Origin of the sequence: Helicobacter sp. 11S02596-1, from assembly GCF_002272825.1 — a bacterium.
In the GTDB taxonomy this organism is placed as follows: Bacteria; Campylobacterota; Campylobacteria; order Campylobacterales; family Helicobacteraceae; genus Helicobacter_J.
The window spans coordinates 1-17,035 of sequence record NZ_MLAM01000015.1; the positions used below are offsets into that span (position 1 = coordinate 1).

General features: G+C 40.4%; 17 protein-coding genes and 1 pseudogene. 1 reads left to right on the top strand and 17 read right to left on the bottom strand.

Going from position 1 to position 17,035, the window contains the following annotated elements; translation table 11 throughout:
* Nucleotides 1-35: 35 nt before the first annotated feature.
* The 11 genes and pseudogenes from BJI48_RS08310 to BJI48_RS08360 all read right to left on the bottom strand — a co-directional run bounded on the left by BJI48_RS08310 (nt 36) and on the right by BJI48_RS08360 (nt 11,209).
* Nucleotides 36-1,289: a restriction endonuclease subunit S gene (locus tag BJI48_RS08310; RefSeq protein ID WP_095333926.1), complete on the bottom strand. Its 1,254-nt coding sequence runs from the start codon at nt 1,287-1,289 to the stop codon at nt 36-38.
* Between the two features lie 16 nt (nt 1,290-1,305).
* A pseudogene (locus BJI48_RS08315) lies at nt 1,306-2,851 on the bottom strand (type I restriction-modification system subunit M).
* 164 nt (nt 2,852-3,015) lie between these two features.
* Entirely contained in the window at nt 3,016-4,110 is a 1,095-nt protein-coding gene (locus BJI48_RS08320; RefSeq protein WP_095333928.1) for a tyrosine-type recombinase/integrase, read from the bottom strand.
* Between the two features lie 371 nt (nt 4,111-4,481).
* Nucleotides 4,482-5,660 carry a pyridoxal phosphate-dependent aminotransferase gene (locus BJI48_RS08325; protein WP_095333930.1) on the bottom strand — a complete coding sequence of 393 codons (1,179 nt, stop codon included), beginning with the start codon at nt 5,658-5,660 and terminating at the stop codon, nt 4,482-4,484.
* Nucleotides 5,661-5,759: 99 nt separating this feature from the next.
* Nucleotides 5,760-6,761, bottom strand: a complete 1,002-nt coding sequence (locus tag BJI48_RS08330) for a hypothetical protein (RefSeq protein WP_095333932.1) — start codon at nt 6,759-6,761, stop codon at nt 5,760-5,762.
* Complete coding sequence (folP, locus tag BJI48_RS08335; protein ID WP_095333934.1) at nt 6,758-7,906, bottom strand: dihydropteroate synthase; 1,149 nt, start codon at nt 7,904-7,906, stop codon at nt 6,758-6,760. Before folP ends, BJI48_RS08330 begins: the two co-directional genes overlap by 4 nt.
* Before the next feature lie 3 nt (nt 7,907-7,909).
* Nucleotides 7,910-8,551, bottom strand: coding sequence for a DNA polymerase III subunit delta' (locus BJI48_RS08340; RefSeq protein WP_095333936.1), 642 nt, complete (start codon nt 8,549-8,551; stop codon nt 7,910-7,912).
* The gene (locus tag BJI48_RS08345) at nt 8,548-9,108 is read right to left on the bottom strand and encodes a HobA family DNA replication regulator (protein ID WP_095333938.1); all 561 of its coding nucleotides are present in this window, start codon (nt 9,106-9,108) and stop codon (nt 8,548-8,550) included. The genes BJI48_RS08340 and BJI48_RS08345 overlap by 4 nt, the downstream gene beginning before the upstream one ends.
* Complete coding sequence (locus BJI48_RS08350) at nt 9,105-10,310, bottom strand: aspartate kinase (RefSeq protein WP_095333940.1); 1,206 nt, start codon at nt 10,308-10,310, stop codon at nt 9,105-9,107. Before BJI48_RS08350 ends, BJI48_RS08345 begins: the two co-directional genes overlap by 4 nt.
* Nucleotides 10,310-10,780: an RNA pyrophosphohydrolase gene (locus BJI48_RS08355; RefSeq protein WP_095333942.1), complete on the bottom strand. Its 471-nt coding sequence runs from the start codon at nt 10,778-10,780 to the stop codon at nt 10,310-10,312. The genes BJI48_RS08350 and BJI48_RS08355 overlap by 1 nt, the downstream gene beginning before the upstream one ends.
* 120 nt (nt 10,781-10,900) lie before the next feature.
* Complete coding sequence (locus BJI48_RS08360) at nt 10,901-11,209, bottom strand: c-type cytochrome (protein ID WP_095333944.1); 309 nt, start codon at nt 11,207-11,209, stop codon at nt 10,901-10,903.
* Between the two features lie 90 nt (nt 11,210-11,299).
* Here BJI48_RS08360 and hemW point away from each other — a divergent pair, with 90 nt between their 5' ends.
* On the top strand, nt 11,300-12,352 hold the full coding sequence (gene hemW, locus BJI48_RS08365) for a radical SAM family heme chaperone HemW (protein ID WP_095333946.1): 1,053 nt from the start codon (nt 11,300-11,302) through the stop codon (nt 12,350-12,352).
* Between the two features lie 828 nt (nt 12,353-13,180).
* On the opposite strand, the gene BJI48_RS08370 is transcribed toward hemW, so the two are convergent.
* The 6 genes from BJI48_RS08370 to gmhA are packed head-to-tail and all read right to left on the bottom strand — an operon-like array spanning nt 13,181 to nt 17,028.
* Entirely contained in the window at nt 13,181-14,071 is an 891-nt protein-coding gene (locus BJI48_RS08370) for a LicD family protein (RefSeq protein WP_095333948.1), read from the bottom strand.
* A gap of 9 nt (nt 14,072-14,080) precedes the next feature.
* Entirely contained in the window at nt 14,081-14,452 is a 372-nt protein-coding gene (locus BJI48_RS08375) for a hypothetical protein (protein WP_095333950.1), read from the bottom strand.
* A 31-nt stretch (nt 14,453-14,483) separates the two neighbouring features.
* Entirely contained in the window at nt 14,484-14,915 is a 432-nt protein-coding gene (locus tag BJI48_RS08380; protein WP_095333952.1) for a hypothetical protein, read from the bottom strand.
* Between the two features lie 49 nt (nt 14,916-14,964).
* Nucleotides 14,965-15,195, bottom strand: coding sequence for a sulfurtransferase-like selenium metabolism protein YedF (gene yedF, locus BJI48_RS08385; protein ID WP_343286672.1), 231 nt, complete (start codon nt 15,193-15,195; stop codon nt 14,965-14,967).
* Between the two features lie 4 nt (nt 15,196-15,199).
* Nucleotides 15,200-16,435, bottom strand: a complete 1,236-nt coding sequence (yedE, locus tag BJI48_RS08390) for a selenium metabolism membrane protein YedE/FdhT (protein ID WP_219350126.1) — start codon at nt 16,433-16,435, stop codon at nt 15,200-15,202.
* Between the two features lie 20 nt (nt 16,436-16,455).
* A complete protein-coding gene (gmhA, locus tag BJI48_RS08395) occupies nt 16,456-17,028 on the bottom strand; it encodes a D-sedoheptulose 7-phosphate isomerase (RefSeq protein WP_095333958.1) in 573 nt (190 codons plus the stop codon).
* Nucleotides 17,029-17,035: the final 7 nt, after the last annotated feature.

Sequence of the window (17,035 nt, forward strand, 5' to 3'; positions counted from 1 at the left end):
TTAAACCCCTTTTGTTGAAAAAAAGAATATTTTCATTATTTCCTACTCGATTCCTCCTTTGGAAAATTTAGCAACAAATCCCGGTAATAGGCGTATTGCTTTTTGCGTAGCTCGATTTCTTTCGGCAAGCCTTCGGTTAGGGAATTAGTTAATGCGTCGAATTTATCTAGTATGTCGACGATTTGGTTTTGGGTTTCTATAGGGGGGATGGGGATTTCAAAATTTTTAAAATCACCCATATCAATAGTGGGCACACTAGACTCTCGAATATTATTTTTGCACCATTGCGCCAACAAAAAACAATAATAAAAATAAAACTTTATATTTAAGGTTTTTTTATATTCTGGTTTTAAGGATAAATTGGTTAATTGCTGATTTGATAGATGAGGAACTGTAATTAATGCGTGTTCGCCGATAGTTGCTAATGTTGAAAACATTATTGAATTAGCAGGAAATAATTTTCCACCCTTTACCGCACTTTCGGAAACTTTTTGAATAGAATCACTAAGAACTCGCCCGTTTTCTCTAATATCTTCCATTCTAAACCAAGGGATTGTTCCGTTTTCCCAATATTCTTTATTGGCTTTTGATGGTGTGTAACCGTTTTTAATATTAAATATTTCACAAAGCGGCTTCCATTCCACCTTGGCGCCATTAAGCAGTTTTTGCAGAAAAGGAAAGCTGTCGGCGTTTTTAAAGTCTAACAGTTTATCGCGGTAGTATTGATATTGCTTTTTGCGAAGACCAAGCTCGCGCGTTAGCTCGCTTATTAGCTTGGTGAAAGTGTCTAGCATTCTGACAATTTCATTTTGAATCGCTAAAGATTTCTCTGGATTATTCGGCGCGGGGATGGGAATTTGTAAGGTTTTTAAATTGCTGGCATTTAAAGCGGGTATGCCGTCAAACGTGCATAATTCCTGAATCTCTTTTTGCATATTTTGCAATACGTGATAAAGAAAGCGGATAGTTATTTTTTTGTTATTTATGATAGTTGCGGAATAATTTAGATTTCCCCTGAAATATTTCCCTTCTTGCCAAGTAATTGAGCCAACTCCCGCTCCCCTTGTTGTGATTCCAATAGGGTCATTTTCTGTATTCCATTCATTGATAAAACCAAGCGGTTCTCTGCCGCTATTAATTACGGGATATTCTCCTGGATTTTCTGAAATCATATTTTTATTTACTGATTGCCCTGTCTTTATCTTGACTACTTCCCCCAGCGGCTTCCATTCCACGCCCTCACCATCAAGGAGTTTTTCCACAAAGGGATGTATTTTTTGATTCTGCATTACTGGCTAGCCTATTTTATGCGATTTGACTGACAATGCCATTGATGGATTGGCGGAGGTGATCGATGTTTTGGGCGATTTGATCTAGCTTTGCGTTTAGCTCGTTGATATCGATGCTCTCGCGGGTGTCTTTGGGGGCAACGTAGCTACTCACAGATAGGTTGTAATCATTTTCCCGGATCTGGTCTAAGCGCACACTTTGGGCAAAATGCTTGATGTTTTGCTTGCTGGCAAAGACATCTAAGATTTGATGGATATGCTCATCGGTTAGCACATTGTTATTGGTTTCTTTTTTGAAAAGCTCGCTGGCATCGATAAACTGCGTGGCATCATCGGTTTTGTGTTTGGATAGCACGAGGATATTGACCGCAATGGATGTGCCAAAAAACAGGTTGGGTGCAAGGGAGATAATCGTCTCAATATAGTTGTTATCAATAAGGTATTGGCGGATTTTTTGCTCCGCACCGCCACGATAAAACACGCCAGGGAAGCAAACAATAGCCGCACGCCCTTTGGCAGAAAGGTAGTTTAGGGCGTGGAGCACAAAGGCAAAATCCGCTTTGGATTTGGGTGCGAGCACGCCGGCGGGGGCGAAACGATCATCGTTGATGAGGGTAGGATCATCACTGCCTACCCATTTGATGGAGTAGGGGGGATTAGAAACGATGACATCAAAGGGCTTGGCATTTTTATACTCAGGAGCGGTGAGGGTATCGCCTAGATGGAGATTGATATGATCGTAGCCCACGCCGTGCAAGAAAAGGTTCATACGGGCGAGGTTGTAGGTGGTGTGGTTGAGCTCTTGCCCAAAAAAGCCATCTTCGGTGGGATTGTCTTGAGCGGTTTGGTCTTTGAGGGTTTTTTGGACTTGCAAGAGCAGAGAGCCACTCCCACAGGCAGGATCGTAGATTTTGTTGATCCTGTTTTGCCCAAAGGTGGCTAGAGAGGCGATGAGCTTAGAAACGTATTGCGGGGTGAAAAATTCCCCACCAGATTTGCCGGCATTAGCGGCGTAATTGGAGATGAGAAACTCATAAGCATCGCCAAAAATATCAATATGGCTACTTTGAAAATCGCCAAAATCAAGGCTAGCTACGCCTTTGAGGATAGCGCTTAGGCGGGTGTTTTTCTCTGTGACACTAGCGCCAAGTCGAGAGCTGGTGGTATCAAAGTCAGCAAATAAGCCTTTGATTTTTGCTTCGGAACGTGCGCCGGTGGCAGAAGCTTCGAAAGCTTTGAAAATATCGTTAAGATTTTTATTGAGATCGGGATTTTGGTGTGCGGTTTTTACTACATTGCAAAATAAATGGGGGGGGGATAAAGTAGCCTTTGGTATTAATAGCATCTTCTTTGATAGACATAGCAAGCTCATCAGGTGTGGTGGCATAGTCGATACTATCATCACCGGCTTTGACATAGTCGGCAAAATCCTCACTGATGAAGCGATAAAACAGAATGCCTAAAACGTATTGCTTAAAGTCCCAGCCATCGACAGCACCGCGAACATCATCGGCGATTGCCCAGATTTGGCGGTGGAGAGTGGCACGTTGTTGGGTAGTCATTTGGGTTTTCCTTTTTATTGTTTTTTACTCGGTTTGTTTGGAAACAAACCTGAAGACCGCTATGCAGAGTAAAACTCTACTTCATTTCTAATGCCTTTTAAAAATTAATCCGGGCTATTATAGCAGATTTTGAAATCCCCCAAAAAGCCCATTTAGTCCAAACATTAGTCCATTTTGCTCACATCATCCATCACGCTGGCTGCTTCTAAAAGACGCTTTTTGTCAAAATGCGTATAGATCCTGCTCGTATTAAGATCGGCGTGTCCTAGGGCTTCTTGGACCAAAACCAAATCGTATCGCTTCTGATAGAGTAGGGTGGCAAAGGAGTGGCGCAACATATGTGCGCCGTTTTTTTCCTTTCGGATGCCTACGCTAGAGAGGATTTGCTCGACTTGTCGGTAGATGTAAGCTTGAGATAGTGCCTTGCCATTTTGGTTGCAAAACAATAAGCCATCTTGGACCTCGATTTGCGAACGCAAAATAAGCCAATCTTGGAGCAAATCTTGGATATGGATGGCTTTGATCATTACTACGCGGTATTTTTCGCCTTTGCCTTTGATATTTAAAAGATACAAATCCTTTTCCAAAACCATATCTTTTGCCTTGAGCTGGAGGGCTTCGCTCACGCGCATACCCGTATAAACAATCATCTTGATGATGAGGCGATTTCTGCAAGATACTTTTTGAGACATATTAAATTCTTCAATGCCTTTGAGGAACCTCTCAAGCTCATCTTCATTGAGATATGCTGGGAGTTTTTGCCCAGATTTTCCCTTGATAGCGCCGATGTTTTTGAGTTCAATATTATAGATATGAGAATTTCCTTGGGCGTCTTGATTTTGCTTGTCGATATAGCCAAAAAGCCCGAGTAGGGCGATGCGATAGTTTCGCTTGCTAGCCAAGCTCAAGCCACTCGTCTCTGTTGCCAAAAAATCGCTCAAATTTTCTTCATCGATTTCTTTCATCGAGTCTATCGAGCCCATTGCATAGAGATTTTTTAGGTATTCATAAAGCTTAATGATAGGCTGGGCGTAGGTATTGACACCGATGAGACCGGCATTTCTGGCGTTTTTGCAAACATATTCGAGTTCATCGATTGTTTTGGGGACTTTTTGGAGCTTTGAGAGACAATCGTGAATACATTTTTTATCTTTGACCTTGGTGTTTGAGAGTGTTGTCATTTTGTAGCGGATAAAGCGTGAAGACCAAAATAGCAAATCTTCTAAGAAACCTTCGCTAGATTCTAATGGGTAACGCAAAATATTTCCTTATATTTAAGATGATTTGGTTGTAGCAAATAAAGCGTGAAGACCAAAATGGCAAATCTTCGAGAAAACTTTGATTAAATTTGATTAAATCGGTTCGGTTTAATTTTTATGTCGGAACCGCAAATCCTTAATCATCTTTTTTGTTCTTTAGTTTATTTTAGTTATGAAAACCATAATTTTCAAACTTTTTTATTTTGGGGTTGTTTGAGTAAGAGGATATAATGACGCTTGCCCCCCGTTGTGCGACGGGGGGCAAATCGCCTTTTGGAGGTTTATTATGAAACACACTCATAATAAAACTCTTTCAAAGGCGATATTTCCCGCCTCTCCCGCTCCTTGCTTCAAGAAAAACATTAAAACACCTATATAATATTTGAAACTATAAATCTTGATATTCGGTTACACCCTTCGATGATTTGCTCATTGGAGCAGGCAAAAGAAAACCGCACATAGCCATCCATCCCGAATGCTTTTCCCGGAACCAATGCCACACCCTCAACTTCCAAAAGCCTCTGGCAAAATCTCATAGAATCCCCATTATATCCGGGGACATCTTGCATATTGATAAACAAATAAAATGCTCCTTGAGGTTTCAATACAGACAAGCCGTTGATATTTTCTATCAATTCACAAGCCAAATCGCGCCGTTTTTGAAACGCTTCACGCATCATCTCAATATCCCTATCAGCCTCGCCATTCAACGCCACGATAGACGCTCTTTGCGTGATAGAATTGATATTAGAAGTGCATTGACTTTGCAAATTATTCATTAATTTTAACAATTTGAGATCTTTCGTCGCTAGATAGCCCATCCGCCAGCCTGTCATCGCCACCGATTTGCTCAAGCCATTGACCGTGATTGTCCTTGCCATCATATCTTCGCTAATGCTCGCACACGAAGTGAATTGCGTATCATAAATGAGTTTTTCATACATTTCATCGCTCAACACCCAAATACTGCTCCCTTTGAGTATTTCTGCGATTTGTGTGAGTTCATCTTTTGAATAAACCATTCCTGTGGGGTTTGATGGCGTGGTGAGGACAAGCATTTTTGTTTTTGGTGTGATGGCTTCTTTGAGTTGCTTGGGGGTGATCTTGAAATCGGTGTTTTCATTCGTGGGGATAAAGACAGGCTTCCCGCCACTATAAACCACCAATTCTGGATAAGTAACCCAGTAAGGTGAGGGAATAATAACTTCATCGCCCTGCTCTATCAAAGCCTGGAATGCGTTAAACAAAGATTGTTTTGCACCATTGCTCACCAAAATCTCCTTAGGACTATAGACCAAGCCATTTTCTCTCTCAAGCTTGCCAGCTATGGTTTCAAGAAGCTCTGGGATACCCGCAACCGGCGTGTATTTGGTATATCCCGAATTTAACGCCCTGATTGCCTCATCTTTGATAACTTGGGGCGTATCAAAGTCAGGTTCTCCTGCAGAAAAGCTCAAAACATCTCTCCCCTGTGCTTTTAGCTCGGTAGCAAGCGTGGCTATGGCAATGGTGGCTGACTCTGAAAGATTTTGGATTTTTTGAGAATACATACTGCTAATCCTTAAATTTTTGATATATTCTACTCAAAAGAATATTGAAAGTCATTTAATATTTCTTAAAATATGATTTTATATGACAAAAAAATCTATTTATTCACTTATTTTTATTTTTGAAATATTTTGATAATTTTTTATCGTAGTGTTGAACTTATTTAGAAAAAATTTATTTTTGCCTGCCAAAAAACTCACCACCATTTGCAACTGCTCGCTGTTGAGTTCGGCAACCGCTTCTATACATACTTTTGAAAATTCATTATCATCTGCAGAAGCCATACTTTTAGAAAAGGCTTTGGTATATTTTTGAAATAATTTTTTATCTTGCGCTTCTTGTTTGTTTTGACGAATAATTTCATCCTCTAGGATTTTGAGCTTTGAAATGCTTAATTCCTTGAGATATTTTTTTGAATAAGCATTCGTAAGTGCCAAAATACGGGAGATAAGCTCGAGTTTTTCTGGTGTTTCATCATAATAAGCTTTATAATTTTCTTCCATCAGTGAGGGCATAAAAACCTTGATAACATCTAGTTTAACTTCTGAAATCTTTTTTATTTTTTCTATATAGGCGGGGTCTTTTGATTCATCATATACCCGTTTGAGCACAGCGAGATTGTCTTGGTTTTTCTCATAATATCTTATCAGAGGTATCCTCTCTTCAATGGGCAAAACTTGAAATCTTTGTTCAATTTTTTCAAGCCATACTTGTTGGAGCTGGCGGTATTTGACCTTGAGAATCTTTGCGATTTTGCTAGATGGGATGGTATCAAGGTGCATACACAAAATCTCTAAAAACTCCTGATAATCATAATGGTCAATATATTCATCAATTAAGCCATAAATTTTTGAAAAATTTTTTCCAATTTTAGAAAGCTTGGACTTGAGCTGATTTTCTAAATCATAATCTTTAACTTGCTCGGCAGGAAAACTATTATTTTGGCACAATGTAATTTGAAAATCATAAATCATTTTATGGTTGATGGTCTTATAAAGATTAAAAATTTTTTCATCTTCCATTATGTCAAGCTCTGCGGGGCTGTAGCCGTGATTTTTCAAATAAAGCTTCATTATTTCAAAATTATAAGGAATATGTTTCACTTCACTGCCTCTAAAGCCTCATAAATTTTCAATATATCGAGATGTTCGTCTTCATCGTGCACGCGCAAGATATTCGCACCATTTTGAAGCGCAAAAAAATGCAGGGCAAGCGTGCCGGCAAGCCGGTCTTGGGTATCTCTTTGCGTCAAAAGACCGATGGTATTTTTCCTGCTTGCCCCAACCAAAATCGGGCGTCCAAAATGCAAAAAATGCTTCAAATGTTTGATAAGGGCGAGGTTTTGCTCTTGATTTTTGGCAAAACCAAATCCAATATCTAAGATAATATTTTTGATACCAAAAGATTGCAACCATTGGATTTTTTGTTCAAAAAAATTATCAATTTCTCCAAACAAATCTGCATAATCAGTAAGCTTTTGCATTACTTTAGGTGTGCCTTTTGAATGCATCAAAACCGCTGTGGCATTGTATTGTGCTGTGATTTTTGCCATATCGCTATGATGATACCCGCTAATATCATTGACAACGCCAAACCCCTTAGCCAGCGCAAAATCAGCCGTTTGGGGATTATAAGTATCGATACTAAATAATGCTTTTTTGAAAAGATTTTGCGTATAGATTTCATTGGCGACATCGTTAAGACGTTGTTTTTCTTCTCTAAAATCTATCAAATCACTACCGGGCTTTGAGCTTGCTGCCCCAATATCGATGAAACCCACGCCTTTTTCCATCAGCTGATAAATCCTCTCAATCGCTCGTTTTCCATCACACCGACTACCTGAAAAAAAGCTATCCGGAGTAATATTGACAATTGCCATAATCTGAGGAAAATCCAAAGATTGGGGCGCAATTTTTAGATGGGAAGCAACTTGATCTGCTAGCTCTTTGAGGCCAAAAGGCTGGATTTTACATTTGCTTACGATCCGTTCAAGCTGTGATTTTGTAGCGATAAGCACCCCATCATAATGGGATTTTTTAGCCAATATGCCATCCTTTGGCGTTGCCAAATCGCCCCCGACGCTCAAGGCCTCTTGTTTGAGGATCATCATCGCACTCAAAGGTAAATTTTTGATTTCAAAGATAATGACTTCGCCTTTTTTATTCATTATTTTTTGACCCTGTTTTTCACTCCCAATATTTTCGATGGCTCGAGATAAGGTATCGGGGTGAATCCTTTTGATAAACATTTTTTACCTTTTAAAATTTTTTGCTATTTTTATCTTTTGTAGCACCATCAATAATAACGGCAAAAAGATATACACATCTTTTTGATAATTTTGATTAGCAAGTAAGGCTTCATCAAAACTCTTAAGCTCTAATTCATCAAGAAAAATACCATTTTTTTTAATCATAAATAAAAGTGATTGGATCTTTTCTTTTGTGATTTCTCTCGTTGGGCTTTTTTCTGATTCCAAAGATTTCAAAAAATCATAAATACTTTTTAAAGATAGGTTTTTTAAATCCAACTCCAAATCCCTAAAAGCGATCTTTTTTCGTTTATCTTCCAAAGGCAATCTCGAACGGATTGTCGGCAAAAAAGAAGTTTTATTTTTACCAATCAGGACAAATCGGATATTGCTTGGTGGCTCTTCAAGAATCTTTAAAAGCGCATTTTGGGCAAAATGATTATAAGCATTCGCAGCAATAATAATGGTTTTTGGCTCTGCTGAAGCGATGTAAGCTTGCGCGATAACCTCGTGAGCGTCTTCGATCTTGAACTCATCGCAATCAAAAATACGCAAAAACTCCTCTTTGATATGCATACTTTGATACTCGATTTCACGAGGCAAATCATTACACAAGATGATACGTCCGCTGGTAGTTTCTTTCATTCTAAAATGATTTTTCCAAACAATGCCCCAAACAAGGCTTCTTCAAATATCCGAAAAAGCTGGATAAGCTTATAATCAAACATCTCATCGCTATTAGGGTTTAGCGTTATGCCATCTTGAACGGATTCATTGAGTATCCATAAAAATCCATTTTCCTTACTCAACGCCAGATTTGCCATCGGATTGCGCCTCTCGCCAATATACCAAAATGCGTAGTCTTTGTAAGCGACACTTAGCATATCATTTATCAAAAACGTTTCTTCCAGAGCCGATTTTTTCGGCACAATGCTTGCGAAGTCAAAAATTGGCATCATAGGTCTTGGCTGGTCTTTTGGGCGATTGATAGAAGAAACAATATATTTGCCAAACCACTCCCGCTCACTATCGGTATAAACGAGCAATACCCCACCACCCAGTATATGGCGAATGGTGCGTGAAACCAAAGAAATCCATTGGTGGCGATCCATCTCAAGCCACCCGCTCATAAGCGCTACCTTATCGCTCTCCTCACGGATGGTTTTTAGCATCCAATCAGATATTTCAACCCCACTATTCATTTGTCAAGCTCATATACAGAATGGAGTGTGCGGACGGCAAGTTCAGCGTATTTGATATCAATAATCATCGAAACCTTGATTTCACTCGTGCTAATCATCATAATATTGATATTTTCTTTTGCCAAAGCCTTGAAAGCCGTGCTGGCAACTCCTGAATGCGACTTCATCCCAACGCCAACCACAGAGACTTTTGCGATATTGCAATCATAATCAATGGATTCGACGCTGTCTAAAAATTTTTCTAATACGTTTTTGGTCGCATCAGTCTCAGTTTGTGAGATGGTAAAATCAATATCCGTTCTCCCATCCCTGCCGATGGTCTGGACGATCATATCGACATTGATATTCGCATCAGCGAGAACGCCAAATATCTCTGCAGCGATACCCGGGCGATCAGAGACATTAGCGATACTTACCCGTGCTTGATTTTTGTCTAAGGCAATGCCACTGACGATGGGTTTTTCCATAATATTCTCCTCTGTTGTGATTAGTGTGCCCTCATCTTGACTAAAAGAACTACGCGTTACCAGAGGGACATTCCATTTTTTTGCCAGCTCCACAGAGCGATTAAGCAGGACTTTTGCTCCCATTGAGGCAAGTTCGAGCATTTCATCATAGCTGATTTTTTGAATCTTTTTGGCATTTTTATCGATCCTCGGATCGGTAGTATATACGCCATCGACATCGGTATAGATTTCACACAAATCCGCCTTCAATGCCCCAGCGACCGCCACAGCAGACAGATCGCTCCCGCCCCTACCCAAAGTCGTTACCTCACCATTCTCCCCTACCCCCTGAAAACCCGCAACCACAACGATATAATCCTCATCTAACAGCTGTTTTATCCTGCCTGTTTCGATCATCTCTATCCGTGCTTTAGTGTGTGTGTTATCCGTGATGATACCCGCTCCTCTGCCACTTAGCGAAATAGCTTTTTGCCCCATTGATTCCAGTGCAATGGCTAAAAGCGCACTCGTTACCCGCTCCCCGCTACTCAAAACCATATCGACTTCGCGCTCATTGGGGAGTTTTGAGAAATATTTGGTATAGCCAATCAACGTGTCCGTCTGCCCGCTCATCGCAGAAACGACCACAACGACAGAATGCCCAGCATTTTTTGCTTGCATTACACGATTGGCGACATTTTGGATTCTCTCACAATCCCCCATACTTGTCCCGCCATATTTTTGGACAACTAGCATTATAAATAGCCCTCTTTCTTAAAATAATCAATCACTTGCTTATAAACCTGTCTTTTAAAATGTGTTACTTTTTCGAATAATTCTTTATAGGTTACAAATTGATATTGATCAAATTCTGGAATAGCCGTTTGGATATCAATCAATGCATTATTTTTCAATCGCACTAAAAAGTATTTTTGTTCCTGCCCATCAAAAGGATAAAGTTTTTTACTCACGCTCGCAGGGAAATCATATTTGATCCAATCAGGATACTCCGCAATGATTTCCACCCCATCCGTGCCGATTTCTTCTCTAAGCTCACGATAAAGCGCCACCAAGGGGGTTTCTCCCTCATCAATCCCCCCTTGAGGGAACTGCCAAGCCCCCTTGATGTCGGTTCGCTGTGCGACAAAAAATTCGCACTTATTGGGATAATTTGATGACAAAACCACTGCAGCTACATTGGGTCTGTAGCTTTTGTTATTTTTCATAACCAGCTCTCCAATCAATAATATTTTTTTGAATTATAATAAATAAATGCTTTAAGGTTTGTTTGTTGCAGGGGAAAAATCGTAGAAAATTGCGAAGTTTTTGGGGAAAATCCCCAAAAATTATTTTTTGAGAGTCGGGATATATTTTGCCAATTCATCAATATCTTTTTCGCTCAAAGGCTTGATTTGCCCCCACATTGTCGCTCCCAAGCCATATTGGTTAAGCTTACCTGACTTATAGCCCATCAAATCTTCTTTGATTTTTGCACTATCAAGCGTATTGACAATCTTGCTTTTTCCCAAAGCTGATTTTTCCATATTGGGTCCGTGGCACGCTTGACATTTTGTCTTGATAATGGTTGCAGGATCTGCGCTCAATGCTGTTATTCCAAGTGTTGTTAATGCGATTACTAGTAATGTCTTCTTCATTTGTCTTCCTTTAATATTAAAATGAAGATATAATAATAATGCCAATATCGTTAATATTTTCTTAACAAAATCCCAAAAAAATTAGGAACAATGATTCTTTATATCCACATCCCTTTTTGCACGAGTAAATGCGGTTATTGTGCGTTCAATTCCTATACAGATCACGATGATTTTAAAGAGGCTTATATCCACGCACTTTGTGAAGATTTGAAGCATTCTTTATTACAAAATTTTCAAAATCCCATCCGTATTACTTCGATATTTTTTGGCGGTGGCACGCCCAATACGCTTCCTGTTAAAAGCTATGAAAAAATCTTTGAATGTATCCATAAATATTGCTATCTCTATCCAAATTGCGAAATCACAGCCGAAGCTAATCCGGATTTGATCAGCCAAGAATGGTGCGTGGGTATGAAACATCTTGGAGTGGGTCGCATTAGTGTGGGCGTGCAGAGTTTTTTTGCAGACAAGCTTCTTTTTTTGCAGCGCGAACACAAGCAAAATCAAATCAGTTACGCCATTGAATCAATCTATCAAAGCGGGATTGAAAATACCAGCATCGATCTTATCTATGACACCCCACAAGACAGCAAAAAACGCATTTTCACCGAGATAGAAAATGCCTCCAAACTCCCTATCAACCACCTCTCTGCCTATAGTCTTAGTATCGAAAAAGGCACAAAGCTAGCAAAAATCACCACGCAAAATCCTCAAAATCAATCATATTGCCAAGAAGCTAGAGACGCACTAAGGCACTATGGTTTCAGCCAATATGAAGTCTCCAACTATGCACGAGGCTACAAAGTAGCGCACAATCTGGCTTATTGGAATGCCCAAGAATACATTGGCTGTGGCGCTGGAGCGGTTGGGCGGATAGGTGATAGGCGCATTTATTCACATTCTAGTATCCCAAGCTATATCAAAACACCCACAGAAAAAAGATATGAATTTTTGAGCAAACAGGATTTGAGAATGGAAAACATTTTTTTGGGCTTGCGTTGTGAAATTGGCGTGGATGTCGATTTGCTCGATGAGAAAAAAATAACGGCGCTTATCGAAGAAAACAAATGCCATCTGGTAGGCAACAAACTCGTTGCTAATGATTATTTCCTAGCTGATGAGATAGCATTGTGGCTAATGTAATATTATGTTTTACTCGGTTTGTTTCACAAACCTGAAGACCACTGCGGGCAGTGAAACTGCCCTACGTTCCTAAAGTAATCATCTCATACCCAAAGCGTTGCTTTGTGTATTTGAGATAAGTTTTATAGGTTTTTACTCGGTTTGTTTTGCAAACAAACCTGAAGATCACTACGCAAGATGTAAAATCTTGCTCAATTTCTAAAGGATTTTCACCCACCCGAGTTATATCCTGCTAACGCAGGAATATCAACTTGGGGCGGGCGGGCAAAGTTTCTAAGGTTTATTGTGTAGAATTGCTAACAAAAAAGCAATCTACGCCTTGTTATCTGGAATTACTAAGGGGGCGGGTCAGGGGGATTTCACCCGCCCGCCCGATTTGTTAAGGGGAATGGGGGGCGGACTTCGTAAGGAGAGGCGTCCAGCCAGAGCCAACTGCTTGGCTCTGGTAGCCTCGCACGCCGATCGTATATGCCCGCAAGGGCATAGCAGACGGCTAGCCCCCTGTCCCCCTCATAGTGAAAGTCACAAACCAAAGCTGGCACATCAGAAAAGACATTGGGCGTAAGCCTCACAAGAACATTATGTTCTATTCGATTTAATAAGTCGAATCTGAAGACTACTACAGCAGGCAAAGCCCATCTTCGCCCCTAAAGTAAGGGCGTCTGCTATGCTCCTTAAGGTCGCATAAACGCATCGCCGTGCGAAGCTAAAAAAGATAAGCAGTTATCTTTTTTTTTACGCTTCTCCTCTCACACCCAAACGGTGCTTGTGCGTTTGAGATAGGTTTCTAAGATTTTCATTAACAAACTAAATACTATACCCAGCCAACTATGCTTTCTCAATCATCGAATAATCAAACTTCTCATAAGGTAAATCCAAATTTACATAAGCAGGTAAATGCCCGGTGCGTTCTTCTTCGGGTGGGAGCTGCATATAATCCCCATACATTTCACGCAAATACATATCAGTATCTGCTGGGGCTTTGAATGTATGCCCCTCAAAGCTAACCTCGCTAAGCGGGTAAATCACGGATTTTGGATAGAGACATTGCATTGAAGGGTATTCCATTTGAACAATATTCCCAAGAAGTTCTGAATTTTTATCATCAAAAGGAAATTTTGCAATCTTATATTTGTAAAGCCATTTTAAAAAATTAATCCAAAGATTATTTTTTGAAAGTAAGGCAAGGAATCGCAAGATGATTTTTTTTGGAAATTTTTTGTGTTGGGGTGAAAGTTTTCGATAACGAAAGCATATGTAAGCATCAAGACGCACCAAAAAACTAAAATGTTTTTTAGCTAGACTTTTGTCTGCCCCCCCCCCATCAAGGATAAATACATCAATGCCCGCACCACTTTTGTAAGCTATGCGATTGTTTGTGATGAGCGGTGAATTTTTTAACCAATCAAAAGCCGATGAGATTGTCGTTGTTCTCTGGTCTTCTAGCCTGCCATAACCCCAAATATAATTTTTTGTCTTATCCCAATGCTTGAAAGCAAACTTTTCTTTAAAAACCCCTTGCTTGTCTAGCTCGATGAGGCGTTCATAATCTTTTCTTGGCATACAAACATCTACATCATCATCCCACGGGATAAAGCCTTGATGTCTCACCGCTCCGAGCAATGTTCCACAATCCAGAAAGTATTCCAAATTATTTTCATCACATACCCGTTTAAATTCCAGCAAAACCTCTAATAGACACTCTTGTAATGCGTTCATTATTTCTCCTTAGTTTTTATAAAATACCGCGTTGTAGCGGTATTTGGAATTTTGATACCCAGCAATATCTTGTTGGGATAGCTCCAATCTCACAGACTCAAAATTGTTCTGATTGTATGCAATCACTATATTTTCCAAAAATTCTTTAGGGATATAAAGATGTTGCAATGCCCCTGTATAGAGGTCTTTGATACCAAGTGCTGCTTTTGCTTGCAGATCTTCTTCTTTACGGGCAACATCAAGCAAATCCATCAATAAAACGATTTTTTTGGAACTTTTTAACATCTTTAATACCACTGATTTGACATATTCAAGCGAGGGAAAATAATGAAAGACCCCAAAGCTTAAGCAACAATCCACCCCATCAGCACTAATCTCCATATTTGAGGCTTCTAGTGGCAAGAAGGCTTGGCTATGGAGTAGTTTTACCTGCCCCCCCCCCCGCACGATTAATGGCTTTGGTTTTGAATACCAAATCCGCCACACGAATAAGTGAATCAGAATAGTCGCAACCCCCGACTGCATAGGTTTTTGGCGTATTTTTGTTTGCATTTTTATTCTGCAAATCCTCTAATAGGAGATACAAAAACGCCCCACTCCCGCAACCCACATCATAAAAGCTTTCACATCCTGCAAGCTTGGGGGCGATGGTTTTGGTGATAAATTCACGCATAGAATCAGATTTGAGCGTGCCTGTCTTGCTATCATAGCCATTGAGTTTCATCAGATAATCCCCAACCTCAGTAACGCTATCATTTATAAGCTTTTCTTTTAGCCACGCCAACTCAGCTTCATTGCCAGATTTTTGCGTCCAGATGTCTTTCCACGTTTTATTTTGTTGCATTTTTTATTCTCCTTGTATGATAAAGGCGATATTGTATCCAAACAATGATTTAGTGATCTTTAGCAATCAAATAGCGGATAATCACGCCTTGTTGCTCAATCTTTAGGACTTTGTAGCCGTGATTTTGGGCGTCAATGGGGATATTATTGATACTTTGGGGGCAATCGCTCAAAACCTCAAGAATCTCGCCATCACCAAGCTTTGGGAGTGTTTGCAGGGTAATGATAGCAGGGTATGGGCAAGGCTCACCCAAGAGATCCAAACGATAATCGGGGATAATTTCTTTATCTTGCATTGGAATTTCCTGCTAGTTTTTTGAATGTTTTTTTACTAAAGAATCTTTTTTGCACCCAAAACACCCAGCAAAGTGCCAAAAATAAAAGCATATAATTCACAATCAAACCCCCATAATTACCAAAAACTTCCAAAAGATTTATCTTGGGCCACGAAGTTGCCAACGCTTTGCCGTAATAATCCCAACTCAGTGCCAAGATGATCGTCCCAACGACATTGCCAAGCCCGACTATCCAGTAATGTATCTGCCCCTCGAGCGCGCGATACATCCAGCCACACTCACAACCCCCAGCCAAAACAATCCCAAATCCAAACAAAAACCCGCCCAAAACGATGTTAGGTCCTAGCCAAGAAAGTTTCGGTGGCACGCCCAACATCAAATAACTAAAAACCCCGATACAAGAAACCATCATCCCAATGATAACGGCATTTGCCATCTGCGAACGCCCGGTCATAAACAAATCTCTGAATGCCGAAGTGAAGCAAATCTGCGCCCTTGCGATGATAAATCCAAAAGAAATGCCAAAACCCAGCGCCATCCCAAGCACTGGGAAAGCCCGATTTTGAGGGGTAGGCGAAGCGTGTGTGAGCCAGATTATCCAGCCTAATGAAGCAACAAAAACAACGCAACCAAGCAAAAATAAGATTTTTGAGCGTTGTTTTGACTCAAATAATTGTTTTTGTGCGCTTACTTTTTGGAGTTTTGGCTCAGGTAGAAAGCAAGGCAAAGCGACAAATTTACTCCCCACATACACGCCTATAATCATCATTATGGTAAAAACCCACGTATGAAGCGAGAAATACGGGATACCGGTAAAAAAATCTGCGAGATTGCACCCCATCGCCAGCCTTGCCCCAAAGCCTGAAATCACCCCACCAATGAAAGCTTGAGCGATTCTCGTTTTGTTTTTGGGGAAGCGGATTTTAAAATTATTCGCCCAAAGGCTCGCTATCAAACAGCCCAAAAGCATACCGATGACCATTATCCCATCATTCCTGCTTAATGGCGTGCCGTGCATATCTTGAATCTGATAATAGGCAAAACGTCCAATATCGACCCCAAACATCTGGAGCAAATGCCCGCCCCAACGGGTAAATTCTCCTGTTACTGCCCACAAACTCCCTGTCAGCCCAAAATAATAGGTCGATAAAATCCCCAGCGCAATCACGGCTGGCAATGGATTCCAAAATCTTATAAGATATTTTTGTCTAAAATCTTGCCACATTATCCGCCCCCCAAAATGCTTTAATTTTGCGTGAATGCGGTTTCAATCACATCGCATAATGTATGGATAATAAGGATATGCGTTTCTTGGATACGGGGGGTGTCATCGCTTGGGACGATGAGATTAATATCGCATATTGCAGACATTTTGCCCCCATCTCTCCCGCTCATCCCGATGGTTTTACAACCGATAGTTTTGCCTGCTTCAAAGGCATTCAAGATATTTTTGGAATTGCCACTTGTTGAGATACCAAACACCACGTCTTGGGGGTTTGCAAGGGCTTGCACTTGCCTGGAAAATACGACATCATAGCCATAGTCATTCCCAATCGCTGTGAGTGCAGATGTATCTGTCGTGATAGCAATGCCTGCGAGGGCTTTGCGCTCCCTTTTGTATCTACCAGTAAGCTCTGCAGCAAAGTGTTGGGCATCGGCAGCACTCCCACCATTCCCACAAATGAGGATCTTACCCCCCTTAGCTAGGCAATCTATAAGTGTCGTTGCGGTGGCTTGAATGCTTTCATTCAAGGTTTCTAGGCTTGTTTTGATGGTTTGGATATGGGATAAAAATTCACTTTCAATAAAATTTTTCATTATATTT